Annotated in this window: 25 protein-coding genes; 12 read left to right on the top strand and 13 right to left on the bottom strand. The window is 44.9% G+C overall.

Translation table 11 applies throughout. The features are described 5' to 3' along the window. Window positions 1-37: 37 nt before the first annotated feature. Window positions 38-205, top strand: coding sequence for a DNA cytosine methyltransferase (locus QUA44_RS30780; RefSeq protein ID WP_445243689.1), 168 nt, complete (start codon window positions 38-40; stop codon window positions 203-205). A 149-nt stretch (window positions 206-354) separates the two neighbouring features. On the opposite strand, the gene QUA44_RS21885 is transcribed toward QUA44_RS30780, so the two are convergent. Continuing rightward, window positions 355-984, bottom strand: a complete 630-nt coding sequence (locus QUA44_RS21885; RefSeq protein ID WP_333309924.1) for a hypothetical protein — start codon at window positions 982-984, stop codon at window positions 355-357. A 206-nt stretch (window positions 985-1190) separates the two neighbouring features. Here QUA44_RS21885 and QUA44_RS21880 point away from each other — a divergent pair, with 206 nt between their 5' ends. From QUA44_RS21880 to QUA44_RS21865, 4 genes are all read left to right on the top strand, one after another. Further along, window positions 1191-2204 (top strand): hypothetical protein, encoded by a 1014-nt coding sequence (locus tag QUA44_RS21880; protein ID WP_333254019.1) that lies wholly within the window; start codon window positions 1191-1193, stop codon window positions 2202-2204. A 127-nt stretch (window positions 2205-2331) separates the two neighbouring features. Then, window positions 2332-3522: an ISL3 family transposase gene (locus QUA44_RS21875; protein ID WP_333309921.1), complete on the top strand. Its 1191-nt coding sequence runs from the start codon at window positions 2332-2334 to the stop codon at window positions 3520-3522. A 346-nt stretch (window positions 3523-3868) separates the two neighbouring features. Next, complete coding sequence (locus QUA44_RS21870) at window positions 3869-4978, top strand: glycosyl transferase (protein ID WP_333254015.1); 1110 nt, start codon at window positions 3869-3871, stop codon at window positions 4976-4978. Window positions 4979-5123: 145 nt separating this feature from the next. Then, window positions 5124-5540, top strand: coding sequence for a secondary thiamine-phosphate synthase enzyme YjbQ (locus QUA44_RS21865; protein WP_333254012.1), 417 nt, complete (start codon window positions 5124-5126; stop codon window positions 5538-5540). On the opposite strand, the gene QUA44_RS21860 is transcribed toward QUA44_RS21865, so the two are convergent. Continuing rightward, on the bottom strand, window positions 5527-6042 hold the full coding sequence (locus QUA44_RS21860; RefSeq protein ID WP_265236875.1) for a heme-binding protein: 516 nt from the start codon (window positions 6040-6042) through the stop codon (window positions 5527-5529). The two genes, QUA44_RS21865 and QUA44_RS21860, sit on opposite strands and share 14 nt — an antisense overlap. A gap of 114 nt (window positions 6043-6156) precedes the next feature. Between QUA44_RS21860 and QUA44_RS21855 the strand changes: the two genes are divergently transcribed. Together QUA44_RS21855 and QUA44_RS21850 are read left to right on the top strand one after the other, a co-directional pair. Further along, window positions 6157-6291: a hypothetical protein gene (locus tag QUA44_RS21855; RefSeq protein WP_333254010.1), complete on the top strand. Its 135-nt coding sequence runs from the start codon at window positions 6157-6159 to the stop codon at window positions 6289-6291. A gap of 222 nt (window positions 6292-6513) precedes the next feature. Then, entirely contained in the window at window positions 6514-7719 is a 1206-nt protein-coding gene (locus QUA44_RS21850) for an EAL domain-containing response regulator (RefSeq protein WP_333254008.1), read from the top strand. A gap of 903 nt (window positions 7720-8622) precedes the next feature. Here QUA44_RS21850 and cysK read toward each other — a convergent pair. Further along, window positions 8623-9594 (bottom strand): cysteine synthase A, encoded by a 972-nt coding sequence (gene cysK, locus QUA44_RS21845; RefSeq protein WP_333254006.1) that lies wholly within the window; start codon window positions 9592-9594, stop codon window positions 8623-8625. Between the two features lie 18 nt (window positions 9595-9612). Continuing rightward, entirely contained in the window at window positions 9613-10059 is a 447-nt protein-coding gene (locus QUA44_RS21840; protein WP_332973162.1) for an RrF2 family transcriptional regulator, read from the bottom strand. A 101-nt stretch (window positions 10060-10160) separates the two neighbouring features. On the opposite strand from QUA44_RS21840, the gene QUA44_RS21835 reads away from it, so the two are divergent. Beyond that, window positions 10161-10397 carry a hypothetical protein gene (locus tag QUA44_RS21835; protein ID WP_333254004.1) on the top strand — a complete coding sequence of 79 codons (237 nt, stop codon included), beginning with the start codon at window positions 10161-10163 and terminating at the stop codon, window positions 10395-10397. 282 nt (window positions 10398-10679) lie between these two features. Here QUA44_RS21835 and QUA44_RS21830 read toward each other — a convergent pair whose 3' ends face one another. From QUA44_RS21830 to QUA44_RS21810, 5 genes are all read right to left on the bottom strand, one after another. After that, window positions 10680-11264, bottom strand: coding sequence for a Crp/Fnr family transcriptional regulator (locus QUA44_RS21830; RefSeq protein ID WP_194066043.1), 585 nt, complete (start codon window positions 11262-11264; stop codon window positions 10680-10682). Window positions 11265-11350: 86 nt separating this feature from the next. Further along, window positions 11351-12112, bottom strand: a complete 762-nt coding sequence (cysE, locus tag QUA44_RS21825; RefSeq protein WP_333309918.1) for a serine O-acetyltransferase — start codon at window positions 12110-12112, stop codon at window positions 11351-11353. Window positions 12113-12235: 123 nt separating this feature from the next. After that, window positions 12236-12865, bottom strand: coding sequence for an ATP-binding protein (locus QUA44_RS21820; RefSeq protein WP_333253998.1), 630 nt, complete (start codon window positions 12863-12865; stop codon window positions 12236-12238). 241 nt (window positions 12866-13106) lie between these two features. Next, window positions 13107-13628 (bottom strand): HNH endonuclease signature motif containing protein, encoded by a 522-nt coding sequence (locus QUA44_RS21815; RefSeq protein WP_333253996.1) that lies wholly within the window; start codon window positions 13626-13628, stop codon window positions 13107-13109. A 184-nt stretch (window positions 13629-13812) separates the two neighbouring features. Next, window positions 13813-14676: a hypothetical protein gene (locus QUA44_RS21810; protein WP_333253994.1), complete on the bottom strand. Its 864-nt coding sequence runs from the start codon at window positions 14674-14676 to the stop codon at window positions 13813-13815. Between the two features lie 349 nt (window positions 14677-15025). Between QUA44_RS21810 and QUA44_RS21805 the strand changes: the two genes are divergently transcribed. Further along, window positions 15026-15307 (top strand): site-specific integrase, encoded by a 282-nt coding sequence (locus QUA44_RS21805; RefSeq protein WP_333253992.1) that lies wholly within the window; start codon window positions 15026-15028, stop codon window positions 15305-15307. 110 nt (window positions 15308-15417) lie between these two features. On the opposite strand, the gene QUA44_RS21800 is transcribed toward QUA44_RS21805, so the two are convergent. After that, window positions 15418-16449: a sulfate/molybdate ABC transporter ATP-binding protein gene (locus tag QUA44_RS21800; RefSeq protein ID WP_333253991.1), complete on the bottom strand. Its 1032-nt coding sequence runs from the start codon at window positions 16447-16449 to the stop codon at window positions 15418-15420. A 501-nt stretch (window positions 16450-16950) separates the two neighbouring features. On the opposite strand from QUA44_RS21800, the gene gltD reads away from it, so the two are divergent. After that, a complete protein-coding gene (gltD, locus tag QUA44_RS21795) occupies window positions 16951-18435 on the top strand; it encodes a glutamate synthase small subunit (RefSeq protein ID WP_333253989.1) in 1485 nt (494 codons plus the stop codon). 348 nt (window positions 18436-18783) lie between these two features. Here gltD and priA read toward each other — a convergent pair whose 3' ends face one another. Both priA and QUA44_RS21785 read right to left on the bottom strand, forming a co-directional pair. Beyond that, entirely contained in the window at window positions 18784-21345 is a 2562-nt protein-coding gene (priA, locus tag QUA44_RS21790) for a primosomal protein N' (RefSeq protein ID WP_333253987.1), read from the bottom strand. Between the two features lie 79 nt (window positions 21346-21424). Next, window positions 21425-22495: an ATP-binding protein gene (locus QUA44_RS21785; protein WP_333253985.1), complete on the bottom strand. Its 1071-nt coding sequence runs from the start codon at window positions 22493-22495 to the stop codon at window positions 21425-21427. 610 nt (window positions 22496-23105) lie between these two features. Here QUA44_RS21785 and QUA44_RS21780 point away from each other — a divergent pair. Both QUA44_RS21780 and QUA44_RS21775 read left to right on the top strand, forming a co-directional pair. Continuing rightward, window positions 23106-24050, top strand: a complete 945-nt coding sequence (locus QUA44_RS21780) for a fused MFS/spermidine synthase (RefSeq protein ID WP_333253982.1) — start codon at window positions 23106-23108, stop codon at window positions 24048-24050. A gap of 39 nt (window positions 24051-24089) precedes the next feature. Then, window positions 24090-24260, top strand: coding sequence for a YqaE/Pmp3 family membrane protein (locus tag QUA44_RS21775; protein ID WP_333253979.1), 171 nt, complete (start codon window positions 24090-24092; stop codon window positions 24258-24260). Between the two features lie 226 nt (window positions 24261-24486). Here the strand turns inward: QUA44_RS21775 and QUA44_RS21770 are convergent. Continuing rightward, window positions 24487-24671: hypothetical protein (locus QUA44_RS21770; RefSeq protein ID WP_333276703.1), on the bottom strand; the 185-nt coding region annotated here is incomplete at its 5' end.

Here is a 24671-nt window from a genome sequence, read left to right as displayed (position 1 = left end):
GAGCCGAATAGTAGGGGTGTGGTTGCCGTCAAGAATCATGCTATCTGCTGTGCCTAAATCTACTTTGCCGCGGCCACCCTGTCAAGCATTCTCTCAAATTGGCAAGCGAAACTGCCTCGATGACGATCGGGGAATGCTTTTGTTTGAAATCCCAAGCTTGGCTGGGGTATTTGCGCCCCAAAGCAATTTTATTTTAACAGGTTAAGGGACTTGTTGTCGCACCGGAGCGCAATCGCAAAATTGGCGGCTTTTTTGAATGGCTATTAGTCGCATACTTGCCGCAGAAATTAGGAGGGCTTGAGAATGCAGTTTTTTTGTATTCTTTGCCTTTTTAATTATTACAAGTTGCTACTTTTAAAGCCATTGTGGAAGCAACTGTTTAATAACTTTCACAAACCCGATCGCAATTTGAATCAGCGGCCAACCCACAAAACAGATTAACACCGCCCAGCGAGTTTTAATATCCAAACCTTGGCGAACCGCCACAATTACAGATAGCAAGCTCCACACAGTTAATATCCGCTCTATCCCTTCTCCCAGCAAGGGAATTAAGGTTAAGAAATTCAGCACTTGCGGGGCGTAGGCAAAGCCGATCGGAACCAACAACTCCCCATAAGTTACGTGACCCGGCTTCAGCCACTGCCCGATTTTAAAGATAGTGAAAGTCCAAAAATAATAACCCCCCACCAGTGCCAAAGCATCTATCCAAAGTGCTAACAATAACACGGATAGCTCAGTTCGATTGATTAACAAAATGACGGCACTGCCAAAAACGCGGGACACCGCTGCTAAAATTACAATCGTTAAAGCTATCCGCTTCGTTCTGGCAGTGTAGGGAGTTTTTTCGTAAAAGTTGCTGTTCAAAGAAAGTGCGTTCCAAAGCGTTCTTCGCAAACCTGCAATTGAATCTTCTCCCCTCACCTTTAACTCCTGCTCCTCAAGATAGTTGACAACTCGGACAAAATAAGCTCTAATACAGCACAATCACCAAAATATTTCTACATAATTAGGTAATTAATATCAATTTTTTATGAGGCTGCTCCCGAATCAGATCCCCCCTAACCCCCCTTAATAAGGGGGGGACAAGATTCCTATCAAAGTCCCCCTTATTAAGGGGGATTTAGGGGGATCGGAATATGTGCAACTTCACATTAAATTGGTATAACCGGCATTCTACCAGATTTTATGAAATGCTAAGATTGATTTTGCAGATACTTGCGTGGCTGCGCGGAGGAAGTTTAAATTTGTTGCTCATCGCAGGTCTAATCCTGTTAGTTTGGGGCATTCTTTCGCCAGTGGGAACTGTTATATGGTGGCTGGGTCAAAGTGCCGAAACTTTGGGTTTAAAGCAAAATTCGCCAGAGATATTGCCCCCGAACGACAGCAGCCCGGAAGCGCGCCAGTCTTCACCGAGCAATTGTTATATCATCTTTTTACCGGGAGTTGGCGATTTTTCGGGGGACGAACTAACACCGGGAGAAGCATTTTTTCTCAAACATTTAGTTGAAAGTCACCCGCAGTGCGTAGCCGTGGGGGATATTTTTCCTTATTCAGCTTCTAACAAAAGTTTAGGCGGACAGCGCTGGCTAGCTCCTTTTTGGCGGTTTGCAGCACAGGCAAAAAGTGGGCCGATTGGGGCGGATATATTCATCAAAATCCGCAATCTTTGGAGGTTTGCAATTTCTCTGGATTATCGCTACGGTTTTGCATACAATCAGGGAATTGCTCATGCAATTATCGAGCGAATGAATGCTAAATCTCTGATTTCAGCTAATCCTCAAAAACCTTTGCAAGTTATTTTAATTGGCACTAGCGGCGGCGCACAAGTTGCTTTGGGTGCTACTCCCTATCTTAAAGAATGGCTGAAAGCAGAAATTACTGTTATTTCAGTTGGGGGCGTGTTTTCGGGAGAAAATGGTTTTGCAGAGGCCGATCGCATTTTCCATTTGCGCGGCACTCGCGATTCAATTGAGGATATTGGCGGCATAGTTTTTCCGACTCGCTGGTACTGGTACGCAACTTCTCCTTTCAACCAAGCTCGTTTGCAAGGCCGCTATGCAGAAGCTTTGAGTGGCCCTCACAAACACGATGGCGATGATGGATATTTTGGGGAAAATCGGGCGGCGGACGGTAAAAAGTATGTAGATATAACCCTGGACAAGATTAATCAATTGCCTGTTTGGTCTGAGGGTGCGCGCGATTGATGGGTTCTTGCATATTCGATCCCTGTACAATTATAATTAAGTTAGGAGGAAAAATTTTAGTTTTAATTTATTCATAAAGAGAGGATTGGCGTTCATCATTAAACAATAATTTGGCTCTCATAACTTTATGGTGTATAATGCAACAAACAATACATTTACTGTCATGGACTTTTATTTGGACTATATATTAGACTTGCCTGGAGTGAAGGTTGAAAGTTGTACTCAAATTGAGGGAAAAATTTTATTAGGACTGAGGATTTTAGGAGAAGGTATGGTTTGTCATCATTGTCAAAATTATACCGAACAAAGGCATCAGAATCGACCAATTTTAGTAAGAGATTTACCAGTTTTTGGTCGTTCTGTGTATTTAAAAATCCCACGACGGCAGTTTTATTGTCCTACTTGCCAACGGTATCCCACAGAAAAAATAGATTTTTTGGACATTAAAAGACGACATCCTCAACGATATGAACAAAATATTTATGAGCGTGTCAAGCAATCGAACATGGAGCAAATTGGACGAGAAGAAGAACTGAGCTATCACGAAATAAAAGGAATATTTGATCAAGTAAACAAAGCTCAAAAAAAAATAAATTGGGGAGAGGCTAAACGAATCTCTCTGGACGAGATAAGTATGCGGAAAGGTCAAGAAAATTTTGTGACCGTCGTTGGTGACATTTCCGAAGGTAATTTAATTGAGATGATTGATTCTCATCGATCCGAAGAAATCATTGAAGTTCTTATGACACAGGCAATTGAGGTTCGAGAACAAGTTGAGGAGGTGAGTGTTGATATGTGGGGAGGATTCCCTAAAGTTATCAAAAAAGTATTTCCAAATGCCAAGGTTGTTATCGATCGTTTCCATGTAATGAAAATAGTTAATAAAGACTTGAATAAATTGCGTAGAGCAGCCGGAATAACAGATAGACAAAGTAAATACTTATTATTAAGTAACCGAGTAAATTTTAATTCCGAGCAGATTGACAAATTGGAATCAACACTAGGCAAATCAGAATGCTTGAGAATTGCGTATGAGATGAAAGAAGAATTTAGAGAAATATATGAAACTAATTTGACAGTCAAAAAAGGGCAGAAAAAAATCAAAGAATGGCTAAATTATGCACAAGTATTTTTCAGAGAATCTGCATCAACAATTGAAAATCATTTTGAGGGTATTTGCAACTACTTTCTTAATCGAACAACACGTGGAGTCATGGAAGGAATCAACAATCGAATCAAGTTGATAATGCGGCAAGGATATGGCTTTTGTAATTTTAATAATTTTAGAAATCGCGTATTAGCTTGTTCTTCTGATTAGATAAAATTATCACCACAAGTTCAGGAGAGCCAATAATTTTATTATAGTCAATCGGTCGGAGAGCATATCAATCGGTAACATAAGCTAGTCCGCCTTTAAATTGCATCTAAAATAATAAAACTATTCTCGGCAGTTGCTCAGAGCAAGGTTAGGAATATACAAGTTAAATACACAACCGCTTAGTCATTAGTCATTAGTTATTAATTGTGTCATTGTTCGTTGTGCGTCGCTTGAAGCTTGGCCTTGTCGCCTTCCAGTCTCTACCTCTAATTCCCGATGCCCGATGCCCGATGCCCGATGCCCGATGCCCAATTCCCAATTCCCAATTCCCAATTCCCTATTAACAATGTCTCGACCAACATTATATATTGCCATCACGAATCACGGATTCGGCCACGCTGTCCGAGTTTCCTCCGTAGCTGCAAAAATTCAAGAATTAAATCCAGATATTTTACTAATTATCACCACAACAGCACCTCGCTGGCTGCTAGAATGTTATATTACTGGCGATTTTATCCTTCGTCCCCGCGCTTTAGATGTGGGTGTCGTGCAAGCTGATAGTTTGCATATGGATAAAGAGGCGACGCTGGAAAAGTTGCGGGAAATTCGGAAAAACCAAAATTCGATAATTGCGGGCGAAGTTAATTTTATTAAGCAAAATCGGGTGGGTTTAGTGTTTGCAGATATTCCTCCTTTGGCTGCGCGAATGGCGGCATCTGCTGGGGTTCCTTGCTGGATGATGAGCAATTTTGGCTGGGATTTTATCTATCGAGATTGGGGCGGGGAGTTTGTAGAAATGGCAGATTGGATTGGTGAATGTTTCGGAAAGTGCGATCGGCTTTTTCGCCTGCCTTTACATGAACCGATGCCAGCTTTTCCAAATATTCAAGATGTCGGCTTGACGGGCGGTAATCCTCGCTACAGTAACGATGAAATTCGGGAAGTATTCGGAATTAAATCACCGCTGGAAAAAACTGTGTTGCTGACTTTTGGCGGGCTGGGTTTAGAAGCAATTCCTTATCACAATCTCCAGCAATTTAGCGATTGGCAATTTATTACTTTTGATGGGGGAGCTCCCGATTTGCCGAATTTGATTAAAGTCAAAAATCAGGAGTTTGCACAATCTTTCCCGATTTTACCGCGCCCGGTTGATATGATGCCTGTCTGCGGGCGCTTGGTTTCTAAACCGGGATACAGCACTTTTTCGGAAGCTTTGCGCTTGGAAATACCTGTTGTTTCTATTATGAGAGATGGTTTTGCGGAAGCTGCGGTGTTGTTGGAGTGGCTGAAAAATTATGCGGAACATCAAGTTGTGACGGCGGCGGAGTTTTTTGAGGGGGATTGGGGGTTTTTGCGACAGCCGCTACATCCGCCGCGTTTGTCGGATAAGTTGGATAAAAATGGTACTGAGGCGATCGCCCAAGCTGTTGTAGACTATTTTAAAGAGGGCGATTAGGATGACGGTGATTCAATAGTTTTGCAAACAGTCTGATTGAATGTTTAAAATATTAGATGTTTGTAGTGAGGACTTCAGTCCTCAAAAAAGAGAGGACTGAAGTCCTCACTACGAACCTTATAATGGTTATTTTACCGGAGATGATATGATTCATCATCAGCAAATACTCAAGATTCAAACTACAGGGAAGTCTCTGTGCAACATCACTCCTAAGATAGAAGATTCGGTGGCGAATTCGGGTATTGAAACCGGACTTTGTAGCTTGTTTTTGCGCCACACTTCTGCTAGCTTGGTGATTCAAGAAAATGCTGACCCGGATGTACTTAAGGATTTAGCTAACTTTTTGGCTAAACTTGTACCGGAGGGCGCGAGTTACATTCACGATGCGGAAGGCCCCGACGATATGCCGGCGCACATTCGCACTGCGCTGACTCATACTTCCGAACAAATCCCGATCGCGCGCGGTAGATTATTGTTAGGAACTTGGCAGGGAATTTATCTCTGGGAACACCGCCAGCGTGGCCACTTTCGCGAATTGGTCGTTCACGTCAGCGGCGTTTGATGGGAATTTGTACCTCGCTGATTTTAGTTGCTTCTGCCGTCATCGGAGAGTTGTAAAAAAAGCGGCGCGGCGGCCCGACTATTTCGTATTCGGGATGTTCTTGAAGCCAATCTTTAAGTTTCTGGAGGTTATTTTCGTAACTTTCCCAAGTGTAGGCCCCGCGCGCGCCAATACTGACAACTGTCATCGGTGAAGTATCAGTGACTTCCACAGCAGAGTTAACGCTGCTGGGGGCGATGTTTGGTGCGGGATACAGGAAGGAAACTTCTGCAACCGGAACTTTATCGATTTGCTCGGAAGTTTCCGTGTAGCGCGCTTCTACTGGCGTTGTCATCGCAATTTGATTGTTGCTGATGTGTTCAAATAAGGGATTGAAGGCGATTCCTGTAGCTTGTCGCAAATCGCCTGCGTGGGTGTAGGTGACAGCGCGGTACTGAGGATATTGCTTAACTTCTATGACGCCAATCTGTGCCGGCTCAGGGAATCCACTAGGTAATGTCATTTTAGATTTTAGATTTTAGATACTTCGGCTTTGCTCAGTACAAGTCGCGAGCGTACAAGTTTTAGATTTTACACTAAATAATGAGGCAATACTTACTCTGCAAGGGTTTGCTAGTTGCTTGCAGTTGCGTTGGTTTGGGCAACTGCTATAAATAGGCTGAGATTGTTTGCAGCCGATCGCTCTAGCGGTACAACCATTTTAGCAGTTATTCAGGCCGCTGCTAACTGGCGATCGCCTAGAATTAGTTGAGAGATTTCTGACTTAACCTCGTAATAATACGGACGGCGCTAAGTAAGCAGAGAAACATCAATCTAGTTGTCCTTAAAAAATTAGCCTTTTTCAGGGGTGTCTGCTATTTATGTCGGAAAATATTCGGATGTGCCGGTCGATCTAGCTGTGCATTTTCAGTTATTACCACGCCGATCGCGCTCAGCAAGGCAGCTCAATTATATCGCTTTCAGGGAATGACATATGAAAAAGATTCTAGTGATTGAAGACGATCAAGTAATTAGGGAGAATATTCTCAAACTCCTCAAAGCCGAAGGTTTCGACGTGACGGGTGCAGAAAATGGGGCGCTGGGTTTAAATGCCGCGGTGTCAAGTCTTCCCGACGTGATTCTTTGCGATGTGATGATGCCGGAACTTGACGGGTACGGGGTGCTGGTGGCCTTGCGATCGCATCCTGTTACTGCTACAGTACCTTTTGTTTTTCTGACCGGTAAAGCCGATCGCTCTGAAGTGCGGCAAGGCATGGAATTGGGAGCAGATGATTACCTAACTAAACCTTTTACTAAAGCTGAGCTTGTGGGCGCGATATCCAGCCGCTTGAAAAAACAAGCAGCTTTTGTCCAACAGCAGCATAATTTGCGATCGCAAAACAACGAATTGCTGCAAGAAGCCGCCGATAAATTAGATCAGATCAAAACAAGTTTGTGCGACGCCCTAGAACGACAAGAATTCCAAGTTTACTATCAGCCGCAAATCAATGTCCAGAGCGGTAAAATTATGAGTGCAGAAGCTTTAGTGCGCTGGCTGCATCCCGAAAAAGGGCTGATTTCGCCCGCAGGATTTATTCCAGAGGCCGAAGAAACAGGATTTATTGTACAGTTAGGCGAATGGGTTTTGCAGACAGCTTGCAGGCAAATGCAAGTTTGGCAAAATGCTGGTTTTTCCGGGCTGCGGGTAGCGGTGAATCTGTCGCCGCGCCAATTTCACCAACCGGAACTCAGCAGCCGAGTTGCCCAAATTTTAGCAGAAATTGGTTTGGAACCGAGCAGTTTGGAATTAGAGCTGACCGAAAGTTTGATGGTGGAGGATGCCGAAAGGGCGATCGCGACTTTGCAGCAATTGAAAAATTTGGGAGTTTCTATCTCTATTGACGATTTCGGCACTGGCTATTCTTCTTTAAGCTATCTGACGCAATACCCCTTCGATGTTTTAAAGATCGATCGCTGTTTTATCAGCAACATTACCGACGGTTGCACAAATGCAGCGATTGTCAAAGCTATTATCGAAATGGCGCACAGTCTGTGTCTTGAAGTAATTGCCGAAGGAGTAGAGACGGAAGCAGAAAAAGATTTTCTCTGGCGCTACGAGTGCGATGCCATGCAAGGATATTTGTTCAGTCCTCCTGTGTCGGCAGCGGATTTTGAACAGTTGCTGGTGGCAGGCAAATAGAATATCGCTGAAGTTAATGGCTTTGAGATTTTAGATTGACTCCAGACATTAGTCTGGAAGCAGGAAAGTTGAACTTTTGTCTAAAATATTTAGATTGTTCGCGACAGGAGTCTGGGCATTGTATCAGTTTGTGGGCGGTCAATCTTTGTGCTGCGACAGCCAATGAAGATTGTAAAAAATATTGATTCTCTCGTTCCCACCCTGAAAACGAGAATTATTTAATTATAGACCAATACGGTTCACTTAACATATTTATGCCCCGGAGATCCCCCTAAATCCCCCTTAAGAAGGGGGACTTTGAGGGGATTATTGTTCCCCCCTTTTTAAGGGGTGTGCCAGGGAGATCGTCTTAAGTAAACCGTATTTAATTATAGACAGCGGTACTTCTGGGCTACTGTAGCTATTTCAATCTAGATCAAAATCACTAATATTTTCGATAATTTCTTCTCTCTTAAGATCAATTCTTCGGACAGTTTTTGATAGCCAACCGTAGAATAAGGGTTTCAAGGCTCCAAGGCAAGTTCGCTACCAACGAAAAATCGAGGGTTTCAGCCTAGGAACTAAAAACTGTCCAGACTATTGTTAAGATATAAGATTAATTATAAAAAAAATTGCAACAGTTTTGTAGGGTTCCCCTCACCCAGAGCCGTGCTATAGCAATCCTAAATGAATTGTGTAAATATGTAGGAGTAGGTACGGGATACTGGCACTACTCTACATATTTTGCGAATTCTAAAGGATTGCTATACACAAATTAGATGGGCGACAGCTTATCACAAAAAATGCTTTGTGCAAAAATAAGATACTCCCAGGAGTTATACCATGTCCGATTGATTGACCGAAATCAAACCAATTCGATCCAATACTCAACAAGATTAGATAAAAACTGCTATCTTTGAGTTTTTAAACTAATGCTTCGAGTTGGCTGACGGTCGGAAGTTCTAAGTCTTTGAACAAGACTGTACTGAGATAGCGTTCGCCATAGGAAGGCTGCACAAAAATTATCAATTTTCCAGCATTTTCGGGCCGCTTCCCGACTTGAATTGCGGCAAACAAAGCCGCACCTGCTGAGATTCCTGACAACAATCCTTCTTCTCTGGCTAGCCGGCGGCTGTAGGCGATCGCATCTTCGTCGCTAACTGCAATTACTTCATCAATTAACTCTGGTTTCAACACTTCCGGGATGAATCCTGCACCAATCCCTTGAATTTTGTGAGCACCAGATTTGCCTCCAGAAAGCACGGGGCTGCTGGCGGGTTCAACTGCGATCGCCCTAAAACTCGGTTTCCGCTGTTTAATTACCTCAGCAACTCCAGTCATCGTACCGCCGGTGCCAACTCCAGCCACAAAAAAATCTACTTTACCGTCTGTATCTTCCCAAATTTCCTCGGCCGTGGTTTCCCGGTGAATTTTCGGATTAGCGGGATTGCGAAACTGTTGCAGCAGGAAAGCATTGGGGGTTTCTTCTGCAATTTCTTCCGCACGGGCGATCGCGCTTAACATCCCTTCATGTCCCGGAGTTAATTCCAACTGAGCTCCGTAAGCTTTTAACATCGATCGGCGCTCTAAACTCATCGTATCCGGCATCGTTAAAATCAGACTGTAGCCTTTCGCCGCCGCAATCATTGCCAAAGCAATTCCCGTATTTCCTGAAGTCGGTTCTACTAAAATAGTTTTCCCCGGTTGAATTAACCCCGCATCTTCTGCCGCATGAATCATGCTGGCCGCAATCCGATCTTTCACCGAAGCAGCCGGATTCATTCCTTCCAATTTTACCACAATTTGAGCAACTACTCCTTCGGCTTGGGGAATTTTATTTAGCTGAACTAAAGGAGTTCTACCAATTATTTCTGTAACATCTCTAGCAATTTTCATGGCTTATTTTCTCTCCAGTTAAATGTAGTACATGGGATTTGCTTGTTTGCGAACATCCCGCTGTTCGCACAAATCTTGTAATGTGTATTTTCCCAACACCGCCCAAGATGCCTGTCTCGCTTCCTGCCAGATTTCTAGCACCGCAGTTTTTTCTATTGTTGCAGATTCCGAAACTTTTTGGGTCTGGCCGCTGCCGTCACCTTCGAGAGTCGAAAACACCTCTAGCAAAGTAATCTGCCAAGGCTCTTTCGCCAGCAAATAACCGCCTTTAGCCCCCCGCAGACTCTGCACGATACTCGCACGCCGCAGCACGGCAAGAATTTGGTCTAGATAGCGTTCCGGTATTTCTTGAGAAGCAGTAAGTTCGTTCACTGTTAGGGGCGAATCCTTCGGGTGCTGACTCGCCAGTTCCAAGAGCGCTAACAGAGCATATTCTACTCTAGAAGATAGTTCCAGATTCCCCATTGGCGATCGAGTTTAAATTGTAAAATATATTATAGTACATAATTCCGGTAGATGTACAGGTGTTATTATATTTTTATTACAAAAACGGTTGGAGAAATCTCGTGAGCAACGTAAATGTAGGGAATTTAAGCTGTCGGCACTGTCGGTATTACGAGCAGCACGGACACAGGGGCGGAACCTGCCAGATGCTCGGCGTGGCGGTACAGGGTGGGTGGAAAGCTTGTCCGTTTTTGGTTCCGCCCTTTGCACAGTCTTGGGAACACCCAGAAGTGGCTAGATCCCGAAAGTCTCAAATGTTGGAGGGAGGGAGTATTTTACAGGCAATACCGCCACCTTGAAGTAACTGCTAAGTCGGTAGGCGGATATATGCTGTGTCATCGTTAAGTTTATTCAAACTGAGTTACTTGGCGACAATCAACAGGGGCGAGATATTGCATCTTTTGGCAGCCAGAAGAAAAAAATCAGGAGAAACAAAAAAGCAAGTGCGTATCGTCGCCCTTGCTTTTGAACTTATTGACGAGTCGATGAGAAAATTTAATTAACGCACATTTGATACAAATGATCTGTGGTATAGAAAACTCTGAATTTGCTCGAATATCCCATTGTCAGCTAATATCCTTTTATATTTCGTAGTGCCACACATCTGAAGGTTGCAGAATAATCCGGTGGAGCGGCAGACGCTCAATCAAACCTTGCTGTTGAAAAATACCGAGGGTGCGAGTGACAGTTACGCGACTTGTACCGATGATTTCTGCAATGTCCTGATGCGTTAAAATCATATCGATCTGATGTCCTCGATCTACCTCAGAACCAAATCTCTTAGCCAGCCAAGTTAATAGTTTATAGAGCATAAAGTCAACCCTTTTGTAACCTCGCATTATCATAAAATCTTCAGCTTGCTGAATGTGATTGAGCAAAATATCTCTATTTAGCCAGCGCTCGACAGATAATAGAACTGCCTCGACTTTAGTGAGGCATTCAATTTGAAAAGGATCGCATTTTGATATTGGTTTGCCGATCGTATCACCAGGCCCCCACAATCCCAAGGTGATAATTGTGCCATCTTCCAGCCACGTTACAGTTCGCACTATTCCAGTCTCAATTTGCCACAAAGCATTGCTTCTGTTCGGCAAGTGCGATCGGCGAGAAAATATATGTCTGCTCGTTTCATCAAACGTTTTAGTGGAAAGAGAAGCAATAGTCATAGCCAGTTACTGAAGGAATTCAAGTTAGTTCGTACAATGCTGCAGGATAGTGTTGGTCGCATAAATCTATAGAAATTCAAGCTTTCCTAGATTCCTGCACCGTCTAAAAAATCTGTAATGAATAAATTAGAATACATGAATAATTCATGTTTTTCTGCCTCTTTTTGCTCTGATTCAGTTGGTCTCAGCGGAGAGAGTTGAGAATTTAAAAAATTAACCTGGTCTTCTAAATCCTTAATTCGATCGAACAAAGCTCGAATCGCTTGAGCTTCCAAATCCGGTAGGTATTGAGAATTTTGAGCATCTTCTACCTGCTTTTTGCGAGGAATGATGCGGCCGGGAATTCCCACAACTGTGCAATCGCTAGGGACATCCCGCAGCACTACCGAACCCGCACCAATCCGAACATTATTGCCAACTTGAATATTGCCTAAAACCTTAGCGCCGGCTCCCACGACTACATTTTCTCCCAGGGTCGGATGCCGTTTTCCTATTTCCTTACCCGTCCCACCAAGGGTCGCTCCTTGATAAATTACAGCATAATCTCCAACGATCGCAGTTTCGCCAATTACCACCCCCATGCCGTGGTCGATAAACACGCCCCTACCAATTTGCGCTCCTGGGTGGATCTCAATACCTGTTAAAAAGCGGCTCAGTTGGGAAATCAAGCGCGGTACAAAGGGAAGGCCAGCGGAATAAAGCCAGTGTGCTATCCGGTGCAAAAAAAGTGCTTGCAGTCCGGGATAGCAAAATAATACTTCCAGCCAGTTGCGCGCCGCAGGGTCACGTTCGTAAATAATTTGCAAGTCAGTGAACATATTTAGTCTCGGCGTGTTTGGGTTATACATTATTGGCAGTGCCGACGGTTTAAGCTGCCTAAAGCAGTCTTGATTGTGGCATTATTACATATAATACTGTAATCCGACCTAATTACAGTAGTTAATGGGAAAAAAAATTTCCCCCAGCCTTTTCTAAGCTGCCTCCGATATTTTCCGCGAAACAAATGGTACTGCTTGTCTGACTTCTTGCCGCAGCGGAATCTCGATCGAGAATTCCGTGTCCAATCCCGGTGTCGAATCGCAGCGCAGCGTACCCTTGTGCTTTTCTACGACAATTTTATAGCTGATTGACAGTCCCAATCCTGTCCCTTTTCCGACCGGTTTCGTCGTAAAGAACGGGTCAAACAGCCGTTTTTTGACATTTTCTGCCATGCCGGGGCCGTTGTCAGAGATTCGCACAATTATGCGATCGGGACTTGAATATTCTGTGGTGATGGCGATCGCGATCGGATTGGCTTTCGCTGCTGCAGGCCCGCGATCGAGGTGGTAACTCTCAAGGGCGTCGATCGCATTAGCCAGAATATTCATAAACACCTGATTTAATTGTCCGGCATAGCACTCTACTAAAGGTAAATTGCTGTAGTTTTTAACAATCTCGATCGGCGGGCGATCGCCTGTAGCTTTCAGGCGACTTTGCAGAATTAGCAGAGTGCTGTCAATGCCTTCATGGATGTTCACAGGTTTCATTTCGCTTTCATCTAAGCGAGAAAAATTCCGCAAAGATTGGACTATTTGAACAATGCGATCTGCTCCTATTTTCATTGAGGACAGCAGCGATCGCACTGTAGGGTGTGTTAGCGACAGCGTAACGCACATTAAATTAACACAAAGATGGTGCGTTACATTTGTGTATATTTGATGGTGCGTTACATTTGTGTATATTTGATGGTGCGTTACATTTGTGTATATTTGATGGTGCGTTACATTTGTGTATATTTGATGGTGCGTTACACTTCGTTAACGAACCCTACAAGATCAGTAATCGCAGTGTTATTTCGTTCTCTTACGCAATATCGGCCCCTTCCGCATATCGTTTGATGAACTCAACCCCGTCATCTGTAACCCAAAAGGTAAACGTCATTGGGAAATTCTTAGAAAACCCATTGTTATCGCTCACTCCAAACATCATTCCTTCAACGTGTTTGTCCTCGAAGAAACCGTCTTTCACTGCATTTGCGATGAGCAGGTCGCCGGCTGTTCCCAAGACAAAAACCCTTTCTCCTGACTTGGCAAGTATCTCAAATAAGCGTCTCTCGAACTCACCATAGCGATTGTTCAAAATGCCCAAGTTATGCTTGTACATCTTGATTGATAGTCGATCAATTTCCTTCTTCTGATCGAACCGCGTGTGGCAATTGGGGCAAAGCGCTATTAAATTCTCAAATGAATTGTCCTGAGACTCTGCCCAAGGAACGATGTGCGCGATTTCTGTAGTAGTTGTTCTGCACGTTGGGATGGCACAACGATGCCCAGATTCCACTAAGACAGCGCGTTTGATTGCGGCAGGAACAGAATCTCGTTGCATTTGCTTCTCCAGAACTCCATATCAATAATGACACGAAAACCGACCTTTTGCCACAAGCAAAACTGCGCGCGACGGTCTAACGGCAAAACGTAGCGGCGGAAGATAACCTCGGTGACTCCACAAGCGACTTTCGTCCATCCGCTGCCGTGAAGTGTTGGGCTGATGCAAAAACAGAAACATAACACTAGAAAAAATTGGTAACAATTAAAGGCATTATTTCCTCAAACTTAGTTTGAGTTAGTGAACCTAGTCGTGCCCCTACATTCACAGTGAATGGAGGCAAAATATCCACTTTGTAAGGCTGTCTACATAGCCCGTCTAAAATGAGAGTTTGCTGATGTTCGGGTGCTAATTTCACAAGTGAAATTAGTCTCTCCAGATCGAAGTCAAAAGATATAGCAAATTCGACTTCATCTAGTGCCAAATTACTCAATATTGAAAAAGTTTGATCATTCACTTTAGCTATATGAGCAACGGGAAATTCATAGAAGAAATATTCTACTTCTTGAGTGGTGTAACCTAGCTTGAATAGATATAAACCATAGTCAGGATATAGATTTTGGGGTCGAGGCTGGTAGTTAAAGACAGTGTAAGGAGAGAGCAACTTTTCAAGCTCATCTCGCTTTTTTACAATATCTTTCAGTTTTAACTGCATAACTGGTTGAATTTGGCTAATATGAAATACAGCTAATTCACGACCATTACACAGAGCATACAACTGAACTCTTGTTTCTGGGTGAATTGCATAACTATACACTTGCTCAACATTAGCGCCACTTACTATATTTTGATTTGGACGTTTTGCGTCTAAAACCCATGCAAATTTATTTTTGACTAGCAATAAGTAGTCAGGAATTATGTCTACCTTATGTCGCTTTGAACCAATATTTACAAAGGGGCGAGACAGTTTCTTGCTGCGTAAAATTTTAAAGTCCCCCTGAGCATGATATCCTAATGAATGCAGCAGGGGCGTTATTAATTCCTCACGTACAGAATCCTCTTTGAATTCAGGTGAATCAAGCAATCTAAAATCAAAATTTTCAAACATTGGCTGGCTACCGTTAGTAAGCTATGCACTTATTAAGTTTTCCCCGTAATACTGTCTTGCTTTCAAGCACCCACAGAAAAATTTTAACTACTGTTCTTACAGATAATATAAAGAAGCATAACTACTTATTATACCGAAACTTGCCGTCTTGTCAACCCCGATGGAACAAAAAGCCGAAACTTTCGGGATAATCACCCCATAGAGGATGATAGCTAGAAACTTTCCGTATATTTTCCGATAACAACCAGAAACTTTCGGGATAACATACCAGATAGTCATACTATCAAGAAACATTCTGGATCTCATCTTATGGAACAACGTCCTAAAAAACTCCTTGAACAAGTAAGTGATGTCATTCGTCTCAAGCATTACTCTTAACAAAACGGAAAAAAGCTACATTAATTGGATTGAACGCTATATTTTATTCCCTAAAAAACGAGATATTAGAGAAATGCGGGGAAAAGAAATGGAAGAATATTTAGCTCATTTAGTTGTACAGGAAAATGTCGTTGCTTCAACTAAAAATCAGGCTTTAAATGCTATTTTATTTTTGTATAAGGAAGTTCTCAAACAAGATTTAGATTTACAGGTTGATGCAGTAAGAGCAAAAACAAGTCGGCTCTGCCTCTGATTTGGAGCCACGAGACAGCATTACCAAGCACCAGCCTGGTAATGATATGTCGCAGCAGTGTTTTGTAGAAGCTCCCCGATAGTATGTTGAGCAAGATCCAGCCGCTGATTTTAAATTGAATAAGCTGGAAAAGTCATCGCGTGTTTGGGCTTGACGTAAACGTGCTGATCTCGCGTTAACTGTAGAGAATCGAAGCGCTCGCGACTTACGTAAGCTGTTACTACCTGATCCGATTCTAACACTAATTCGGTTTGAATTTCCCGCCCTAAATGAATGATGCGGCTGACTTTTGCTAATGCAAAACCAGACTGCGGATTAGTTTGAATTTCCACGTCGTGGGGGCGCAAAAACACTAAATCAGAATGGGCGGCTCCATGATTGTGAGCCGTTGTACCGTTGCTGGCGAACAAACCCGCAGTATTTGGCAGCACATTTACAGGCCCAATAAAACTCATCACAAAAGCTGTTGCGGGTTTGTCGTAAATTTCAGCAGGAGTGCCAACTTGTTCGACTCTACCTTTGTTCATCACCACAATTTCATCGGCTACTTCCATAGCTTCTTCTTGATCGTGGGTGACAAAAACTGTGGTGATGTTAACTTCTTTATGAAGGTTGTGCAGCCACGATCGCAATTCTTTGCGGACTTTAGCATCTAATGCTCCAAAAGGTTCGTCTAACAGCAGCACTTTTGGTTGAACTGCTAGAGCTCTGGCCAAAGCCACGCGCTGCCGCTGGCCGCCGGAAAGTTGCGAAGGATAGCGATCGCCCAAACCTGTCAACTGCACTAAATCCAAAAGTTCATCAACCCGCCTGCTAATTGAGTTTTTAGCAACTTTGCGAATTTCCATCGCAAAAGCAATATTTTTCTTAATAGTCATGTGTTTGAACAAAGCGTAGTGCTGAAACACAAAACCGATATGCCGTTCCTGCACCGACTGCTGGGTAGCATCCTCGCCGATCAGGTGAATAGAACCGCTATCCGGCGGTTCGAGTCCCGCAATCATCCTCAGCAGAGTCGATTTCCCGGAACCGGAAGGCCCCAACAGCGCGACTAAAGAGCCACTTTTAATTTCCAAATTCACGTTGTCAATGGCGTGAAAGGAGCCGAAGTGCTTCGATACGTTCTGAACTTTAATGCTCATGAGTTTATTTACTTATTTTAGGAGTTGACAAGCCAAACCCCACTTACTCGACAGATTTACAGTAGTATATCCTGAAAATAATATTTTGCAAGGTCTGTAACTTTTTGTATTGTATTTCCAGCCCTCCTGATGGGGACGGCGCTTGAAAGTTGAGGCTAAGAGTCGGAAGAGTTAACCCGCGAGGGTTTCGAGAGGTGGGAGGATCGCCCGATAATCAGCAATGCTGAAAATACGCAGAAACCGGGCTCGATCGACGAAAATACTGCATCAAAACCTTTAAAATCTTTAATCCCCCTCAAAAACCCGGTTTCTTTGCTGTAGATCGATAATTTGACGGCTGCCGACAATTCCCCGACTCCCGGCGATATTGAAAATTTCAGGTAGGAATTGCTCAATCTGAGCTGCGATCGCACACAATTTAGATCACAATAGTTAATTCAGAAGCCCGCCAGCTTCACCTTTGAGAAACTACCAAGAATAAGTTCTAACCAAAACACCACTATGGGAAAACCAACAGGCTTTATCGAATTCTTGCGCGAATTGCCCTCCGAACTCTCACCAGTCGAGAGAGTCCACAACTGGGACGAATTTCACCTACCGATGGAGGAAGACAAACTCCGCAGCCAAGGCGCGCGCTGCATGGACTGCGGCATTCCATTTTGCCACACGGGTTCCCTGATTAGCGGCATGGCCAGCGGCTGCCCGATCAACAACCTCATCCCCGAATGGAACGACCTAGTATATCGCGGACTCTGGAAAGAAGCCCTTGACAGACTCCACAAAACCAACAACTTCCCCGAATTCACCGGCAGAGTCTGTCCCGCCCCCTGCGAAGGCGCTTGCGTGCTCGGCATCAACAACCCGCCGGTGACAATCAAAAACATCGAAGTCGCAATTATCGACAAAGGCTGGGATGAAGGCTGGATTACTGCCGAACCACCCGCCAAACGCACCGGCAAAAAAATCGCCGTCATCGGTTCCGGGCCCGCCGGTTTGTCGGCTGCGGCGCAACTGAACAAAGCAGGTCATTTGGTAACTGTATACGAAAGAGCCGATCGACCGGGAGGCCTGCTAATGTATGGCATCCCCAACATGAAGCTAGACAAAGAACAAGTCGTGATGCGCCGCCTCAAAGTCCTCGAAGACGAAGGCGTAACATTCGTTTGCAACACCGAAGTTGGGAAAGACTTACCAGCCGAACAACTGCTAAAAGAATACGACTCAGTTGTGCTCTGTACCGGCGCGACAAAACCCCGCGACTTGGGAATCGAAGGCCGGGAATTAAAAGGCATCCACTTCGCGATGGACTTTTTGACAGCGAACACCAAAGCAGTTTTAGACAAGAGCACCAACGGCAACTTCATCTCCGCCGAAGGCAAAGATATCGTGATTATCGGCGGCGGCGACACAGGCACCGACTGCGTGGGCACCTCCATTCGCCACGGCTGCAAAAGCTTGGTACAGCTAGAAATCTTGCCCAAACCTCCTTCAGAACGCGCGGCCAACAATCCCTGGCCCGAATGGCCGAAAGTCTACCGCTTGGATTACGGCCAAGAAGAAGCCGCTGCCAAATTCGGCGACGACCCCCGTGGCTATCTCACCACGGCGACAAGGTTTGAGGGCGACGAAAACGGCAACGTCAAAGCCGTGCACACCGTTGAGGTGGAGTGGGCGAAAAACGAGAAAGGACAGTTCATTCCGAAGCAAATCGCGGGCACCGAAAAAGTGTTGCCGGCGCAGCTTGTGTTGCTAGCGATGGGCTTCCTGGGCCCGGAACAGCCCTTGCTGGATGACTTGGGATTGGAACGCGACGCCCGCAGCAATGTGAAGGCGGAGCACGAAAAATATACCACCAGCATTCCGGGAGTTTTCGCGGCTGGTGACTGTCGCCGGGGACAAAGTTTGATTGTTTGGGCGATTAATGAAGGGCGCGGCGTGGCCCGCGAGTGCGACCTTTATTTGATGGGTGAGACGGATTTACCTTAGTTTGTAGGTGTGGGTCGATCGAGATTGTTTGATTTCCGATAATTTATTAGGCCATTAGGGGCGGGTTTACAATATTTTTGGTTTTTCAATCAAAATATTGTAAACCCGCCCTTTGTATCTTGAAATAGGTAGATTGGGATTTACCGTGTTCGTGGGGGCTGGTTTACGAGATTATGGATTTTAGGCAAATATTATTGGTGAAACCAGCCCCTACAAATCTCTCGATTTGGGATAATTTTCGTGAATAAATTCCGATAATTTATTATGTCTGTGGGGGCTGGTTTTACCAACAATATTTGAGGCTCACAAACAATCTACAAAAACCCGCCCCCACCCAACCAATAACCCTCAACCAAAATTCAACGGATCGACATCAATAGTTAAACTAACAGAACGCGAAGTGCGATCGCGCAACCCGATCAAATCCGACAAATCCACCGACTCATCCACAGGCAACTTCAGCAAAATCTGCCACCGATAGCGATTCGCCACCCGCATAATCGCCGCCGGTGCAGGCCCCAACATCTCGCAGCCAGTCACCGAAAGTCGATCGATATACTGTTGACAAACAGACGCCAACTGTACCGCAGTCACCGCAACTTCCGCCGCATCAACACTACTCAACCGCAACAAAACCAACCGCCCCGAAGGTGGATAATTCAACAGCGCCCTTTCTGCTAATTCCGTCTCCACAAAACCCGCATATTCATGCCGCCTCACAGCTTGAATTACCCGGTGTTCGGGAGTGTAAGTTTGAATAATTACCCGCCCCGGATCGTCGCCTCTGCCCGCACGTCCCGCAACTTGAGTTAATGTTTGAAAAGCTCGTTCGCTGGCCCGATAATCCGATAAATTTAGCAACCCGTCAGCCGAGACAACTCCTACCAACGTGACTCCAGCTAAATCTAACCCTTTCGTCAGCATTTGCGTCCCCAACAAAATGTCAGCTTCCCCATTAGCAAATTGAGTTAACAATCTGCGGTGGTCGCCCTTATTTCTAGTAGTGTCGCTATCAAACCGAATTGCCCGCAATTCGGGAAATAATCTCGTTAATTCCTGTTCCACTCGCTGAGTGCCGCTGCCGAAGTTTTTGAAGTAAGGAGAACTGCAATCTGGACAGTTTTGAGGGTGTCGTTCCGTGTGGTTGCAGTAGTGACAGCGCAATATTTCTGCGGTTCCTTCGCCGACGTGGTGATAGGAAAGCGAAACATCGCAATTCGGGCATTCCATCACATAGCCGCAACTCCGACAAGAGACAAAGGTACTGTGTCCTCTTCTGTGAATAAATAGAATACCTTGCTGTTGTCTTGCTTGCAATTGTTCCAGGGCGTTTTGCAGGGAATTGCTAAAAATTGAGCGGTTGCCTTGCCGCAATTCTTGCCGCATATCGACTACTTCCACGGGCGGCATCGGGCGGGAATAAATGCGATTTGGTAATGATAAATAATGGATGTTTGGTAACGAGTAATAATCTCGGCGCGTCCCCACTAATGTCTCTAAGGCTGGCGTTGCAGAACCTAAAATTAAGGGACAATTTTCTAATTCTGCCCGCCATTTGGCAACAGTGCGGGCGTGGTAGCAGGGGGCTGGTTGGTCTTGTTTGAAGCTGCTGTCGTGTTCTTCGTCGAGGATAATTAAGCCGAGGCGAGGTAAAGGTGCAAAAATGGCCGATCGCGTGCCGATGACAATTTGCGGCGTTCCAGTCAGCATCTGCCGCCATGTATCGTAACGTTCGCCGTCGGATAGCCCGCTGTGGTACACGCAAATTTGCTCGCCAAACCGGGCGCGGAATCTGTCTGTCAGTTGCGGTGTCAACCCGATTTCGGGAACCAGCACGAGGGCGGATTTACCGCTGGCGAGGATTGGGGCGATCGCCTGCAAATACACTTCAGTCTTACCAGAACCTGTAACGCCGTGCAGCAGCACTTGACGGAATCCCGAAAAACTGTTAATAAACGCTAAAGCTTCAGCTTGAAAATGAGTTAAATTTTTCGGCGCATCGGGTAATTGAGCAATTCCGCGATCTGCCCTGAGCACTTCCCTTTGGTCAATTACAACGCTACCTTTTTGCTCCAAATTTTTGACAACCGAAGAACTTGCGCTGCAAATCCTCAGTAAATCATTCATCCACATTTCACCGCCGCCGCGCCGCAAAACTTCCAATACTTCTTGTTGCCGCTTGGTTAAATCTGTGACAAATGCACTGGGAATTAATGTCACCGCCGGTTTGAGTTGTGGTTTGGGAGGATGGGGCGGTTCTAAATAACTTTCTACCCAACCGCGTTGCAATAAATCTTTCAATCCCCGATAACTTCCCTTGACTTGGCGCTGAAGATATTGCCAAGTGTAATCACCGTTTTTTTGAGCTTGCAGCAATTGCAAGATTTGACTAGCGGCGGGATTGAGAAATGTTTCGGCATTCGGAGAAATGGCTTCTTTAATTAACCTAATTCGGCGCACGGAACGGCTTAACAAACCGGGCGGCAGCGATGCTCTAATTACTTGAATTAATGATGTGCAATAATAGGTGGATACACGTTCGATCAATTCCCAGTAAGTAGGCGGGAAAAATCCAGTGCTGACAATATCTTCGACATCTTTCACCCGCGCCGGATCTAAGTCGGTTGGCAGTTGAGAAATGAACCGAATCGCGATCGCCCCTACCTGTTGACTGCCAAAGGGTACACTCAAAATATCCCCCGGCTGCACATTCAATTCCGCAGGTAAACGATAGGTAAATAACTTATTTTCCTCCCCCGGCGAATCCCCCGCGCTCCTGAAAGGAGAGTCCACCAACACCTCGATCCACTCTGCGCGCACGGTGGGGCTTTGCGGCGGTTGGCTGCTACCGTAGGAGGCCCCGGCCTCTGCCGCTATAGGGGTTGACAAACCAAAAGTGACAGTAGACATAGGGTTGCACATCATACTAGGAGGAGCCGCGGTCAAATGGAGTTTTCATTATCTCTCAGTTTAGCTCGATCGATCGATCTTAGCTGCGGGAATTGGCGATCGGAATCTCGATCACGAATTCAGTCCCTTCTCCAATTGCGGAGATGCACTCCAACCTCCCGCCGTGTTTGTCCACAACAATCTGATAGCTAATTGACAATCCCAAACCCGTCCCGTGACCAACTGGTTTGGTGGTGAAAAACGGATCAAAAATTTTCGCTTTTACAGCTTCATTCATTCCCCTACCATTATCTTTGATGCTGATTCTTGCCCAATTTCCTGAAATAATAGAAGTAGTAATTGTCATCTGGATAGGGTTGGCTTCTATCTCGTCCAGGGAAGACTTTTGCTCTCGGCCCCGCAGGGCATCAACAGCATTATTAATGATGTTCATAAACACCTGATTTAATTGCCCAGCATAACACTCTACCTTGGGTAAAGATCCATAGTTTTTAATAAATTTTATAGCAGAATGACCTGGTTTTTCTTTAGTTATATGCTGCAAGATTAACAAAGTGCTGTCAATTCCTTCGTGAATATTAACTGGTTTCTTTTCACCTTCATCTACCCGCGCAAAGTTGCGTAAAGTCAACACAATTTCGCGAATGCGCTCGGAGCCAACTTTCATTGACGAAAGAGTTTTCAACAAATCTTCGCGCAGAAAGTCGATGTCAATTTTTTCCAAAAAAGCTTCAATCTCTGCATCTGTTTCGGGATACCGATCCTGGTACATTGCGAGCAATTTTAAAATGTCGCCTGCGTAGTCATTGACATAGGTAATATTGCCGTAGATGAAGTTAACGGGATTGTTGATTTCGTGGGCAATACCAGCTACTAAAATGCCCAAAGCTGACATTTTTTCGGCTTCGATCAATTTGATCTGCGTTGTTTGCTGGTTTTCCAGAGCTTTTTCTAGTGTAGACATTTTTGCTCTTAAAATATTTTCGGAATCTCTAACTTCCTCAGTGAGCTTTTTTAGCAAAGATTCTTTTTTTTGATTAATGGCTTGTAAGTGGCTGCGTTCGGTTTCCGAATTTTCGAGTTTTTCCCGCAGGATTCGATTTTCATTTTCCAGCTTTTTGATTCTGTTTTCCCAGTCGGTTGGTTCCATCGGCTATTATTTTGAACCTAAAAATAGTGTCAGAACAGTTTTATGAAGAAATTTACTTGCACCCTTTACCTAGTTAGAATCTCGGCGCACATCGCCTAGCCAATTGTGTCCGAAAAATTAAACACTTCCTTTATTTTGGTCGGTCTAAAAATCTTATCTAATATACATTCAAAATGTCAAGTTATTAATAACAAGTCTGGTTAAAACCGATCGCAACTTTTATTTCCCCCACTCGCATTTGCGGCGTTTTCCTCCGATTATTGATAAATAAGCAGGGCGATCGCAAACTTATAAAGGCGGGCCCAGCGCGAAAAATTGCCCGATTCAGACAACCTTTGTACAAAAGCCGTCGGCAAGGCAAAGCGAAAATATTAAATGTGAGTGCGATCGACCGGGGGCGACGGGAAAAGTGCGATCGACTGCGCGAGCGCCCACAAGCAATCTCAAGTAACAAGCTAATTGCTCTCTCCCAGAACGCAATCACACTATAGCATTGCTGAGAAATCTCACTTTAATGTGTCGATCGTACTTACGCACCCGCACCATTTTGTGCTAAGAAATACTATTTGTGACAACATCGAGACAGCATTCTATATTTGGAGAGTAATTGATGTCAGGTAGCGAAGTTCGTGCAGATTTTTGGATGAGCGAGTACATTACCCCCTGGGATATTTACGTTCACGGCATCATCAGCGTCCTCGCTTACAAGAAAACGGCCTATCAAGAAATGTACGTAGTTCAGACCGGTACCTACGGCAAAGGCTTAGTTCTCGACGGCAAATGGCAATCTTGTACCGGCGACGAGTTTCTGTACCACGAACCGCTGGTACACCCAGCCATGATTTGTCACGGTTCACCCAAAAAAGTCCTCGTTCTCGGCGGCGGAGAAGGAGCTACAATTAGAGAAGTGCTGCGATGGAAAACAGTTGAAAAAGTCGTGATGATCGACATTGACGGCGAAGTAGTAGAAGCTTGCCGCGAACACCTGCCAGAAATGCACCAAAATGCCTTTGACGACCCCCGCTGCGAAGTAGTAATCGGCGATGCTTTGGACTATTTAGACAATACCGACAGCGATTGGGATATTGTCATTTCTGACTTGTCCGACCCCATTGAAGAAGGCCCATCTTTCCAGTTGTTTACCAAGGAGTATTTTGAGAAAGTCCGCAAGATACTGTCACCTGACGGATATTTTGTAGTACAAGCAGGCCCCGTTTCTCCGGCAGAAATGAAAATGCACGCCCGCATTGTCAACACCCTGAAATCGGTATTCCCCAACGTTCAATCCTGCACCAGCTTTATTTCTACCTACGGAGCTCCTTGGGGTTTTGCCATAGCTTCAACCCAGGAAATAAACACGCGGCCAGAACCCGAAGTTACCGACAAAATACTCGCCGAGAAAACAACTGGCGGGTTGCGGATGTTAGACGGGATTACGCTGTTGGGGTTGATGCAAGTTCCCGGTCACTTGCGGCGGGTAATCGCCGAGGAAACCGAAGTTTACACTATGGCAGCACCGCCTAAGTTTTTCGGGAAAGGTTCTGTCAGTCAGTGAAGTTAAATTGAAAGAGAAAAGTCGTTTGGAGTAACTGAGATGAACAATTTAATTCGCATACTCGCCGCCATTTTTATTCCCCCTCTGGGCGTATTTTTGACTGTCGGGATTGGCACTGATTTTTGGATCAACCTGGTTCTAACCTGTTTTTTCTGGTTTCCGGGTATGATCCACGCCATTTGGGTAATTGCCAAGCATGATCGGGGCTAGGTTGTTTGTTTGTGTTAGATATTGTTAGGTAAATCAACCCGAAGACTTGTAGATACTGTCTTGATCTGTCAAGGGGTAGCGAGCAAATAAGTTGGATCGAAAGGCTTTTGGGACTTTAAAATCCCAAAAGCCAAATGCACCAACTTCCTCATCAGAGCACCAATCACCTGCATTTTGACGCCAGCCACGACCCAATAATCGCTCACTCACGGCTGTGAGCAAAGGATTACAACGCATCGCCACCACGGCAGGCATATACAATGCCTTTCGCAGTCGGACATTTCCTGTACAAGACTCTCCGAGTTTTGCCACGCACAGAAGTTCCTGAACTACGCTCCCAGGGAGTCAAACCTGCATCTCTCTGCCAGTTGACGAGCATTTTTGTAATCTTCAATCTGACCAACTTCAGCT

Source organism: Microcoleus sp. N9_A2 (assembly GCF_036701775.1).
Lineage (GTDB): Bacteria > Cyanobacteriota > Cyanobacteriia > Cyanobacteriales > Microcoleaceae > Microcoleus.
This window is presented reverse-complemented; position numbering and strand designations above follow the sequence as displayed.

Coding starts and splice junctions, on each gene's coding strand:
- QUA44_RS30780 (WP_445243689.1), top strand. CDS start 38: ATGCTATCTGCTGTGCCTAAATCTACTTTGCCGCGGCCACCCTGTCAA.
- QUA44_RS21880 (WP_333254019.1), top strand. CDS start 1,191: ATGCTAAGATTGATTTTGCAGATACTTGCGTGGCTGCGCGGAGGAAGT.
- QUA44_RS21875 (WP_333309921.1), top strand. CDS start 2,332: ATGGTGTATAATGCAACAAACAATACATTTACTGTCATGGACTTTTAT.
- QUA44_RS21870 (WP_333254015.1), top strand. CDS start 3,869: ATGTCTCGACCAACATTATATATTGCCATCACGAATCACGGATTCGGC.
- QUA44_RS21865 (WP_333254012.1), top strand. CDS start 5,124: ATGATTCATCATCAGCAAATACTCAAGATTCAAACTACAGGGAAGTCT.
- QUA44_RS21860 (WP_265236875.1), bottom strand. CDS start 6,042: ATGACATTACCTAGTGGATTCCCTGAGCCGGCACAGATTGGCGTCATA.
- QUA44_RS21850 (WP_333254008.1), top strand. CDS start 6,514: ATGAAAAAGATTCTAGTGATTGAAGACGATCAAGTAATTAGGGAGAAT.
- cysK (WP_333254006.1), bottom strand. CDS start 9,594: ATGAAAATTGCTAGAGATGTTACAGAAATAATTGGTAGAACTCCTTTA.
- QUA44_RS21840 (WP_332973162.1), bottom strand. CDS start 10,059: ATGGGGAATCTGGAACTATCTTCTAGAGTAGAATATGCTCTGTTAGCG.
- QUA44_RS21830 (WP_194066043.1), bottom strand. CDS start 11,264: ATGACTATTGCTTCTCTTTCCACTAAAACGTTTGATGAAACGAGCAGA.
- cysE (WP_333309918.1), bottom strand. CDS start 12,112: ATGTATAACCCAAACACGCCGAGACTAAATATGTTCACTGACTTGCAA.
- QUA44_RS21820 (WP_333253998.1), bottom strand. CDS start 12,865: ATGAAAATAGGAGCAGATCGCATTGTTCAAATAGTCCAATCTTTGCGG.
- QUA44_RS21815 (WP_333253996.1), bottom strand. CDS start 13,628: ATGCAACGAGATTCTGTTCCTGCCGCAATCAAACGCGCTGTCTTAGTG.
- QUA44_RS21810 (WP_333253994.1), bottom strand. CDS start 14,676: ATGTTTGAAAATTTTGATTTTAGATTGCTTGATTCACCTGAATTCAAA.
- QUA44_RS21805 (WP_333253992.1), top strand. CDS start 15,026: ATGTCATTCGTCTCAAGCATTACTCTTAACAAAACGGAAAAAAGCTAC.
- QUA44_RS21800 (WP_333253991.1), bottom strand. CDS start 16,449: ATGAGCATTAAAGTTCAGAACGTATCGAAGCACTTCGGCTCCTTTCAC.
- gltD (WP_333253989.1), top strand. CDS start 16,951: ATGGGAAAACCAACAGGCTTTATCGAATTCTTGCGCGAATTGCCCTCC.
- priA (WP_333253987.1), bottom strand. CDS start 21,345: ATGTCTACTGTCACTTTTGGTTTGTCAACCCCTATAGCGGCAGAGGCC.
- QUA44_RS21785 (WP_333253985.1), bottom strand. CDS start 22,495: ATGGAACCAACCGACTGGGAAAACAGAATCAAAAAGCTGGAAAATGAA.
- QUA44_RS21780 (WP_333253982.1), top strand. CDS start 23,106: ATGTCAGGTAGCGAAGTTCGTGCAGATTTTTGGATGAGCGAGTACATT.
- QUA44_RS21775 (WP_333253979.1), top strand. CDS start 24,090: ATGAACAATTTAATTCGCATACTCGCCGCCATTTTTATTCCCCCTCTG.